The sequence below is a fragment of the Pseudomonas sp. HMSC076A11 genome, assembly GCF_001810205.1.
Lineage (GTDB): Bacteria > Pseudomonadota > Gammaproteobacteria > Pseudomonadales > Pseudomonadaceae > Pseudomonas > Pseudomonas aeruginosa.
Map to the genome: position 1 here is coordinate 140,507 of NZ_KV800317.1, position 270 is coordinate 140,776.

The 270-nt window shown below is 66.7% G+C and carries 1 pseudogene; it reads right to left on the bottom strand.

The features are described from left to right. A pseudogene (locus HMPREF2716_RS30090) lies at window positions 1-270 on the bottom strand (glutamine synthetase); the annotation flags it as partial.

Sequence of the window (270 nt, forward strand, 5' to 3'; positions counted from 1 at the left end):
CCTTGCAGGCGACGAAGATGTCGATGTACTTCGGATCGATGTACTTCGCCAGGATCTCGCTGTCGTCCAGTTCGCGCAGGGCGTCGCGCAGGTTGTTCGGCAGGCTCGGCTCCAACTGCTCGTAGGAGTTGCCTTCGATCGGGGCACCCGGCTCGACCTTGTTGGTCAGCCCGTGGTGCACCCCGGCAAGCACCGAGGCCAGCAGCAGGTAGGGGTTGGCGTCGGCGCCGGCGACGCGATGTTCCAGGCGTACCGCGTCCGGGCTGCCGG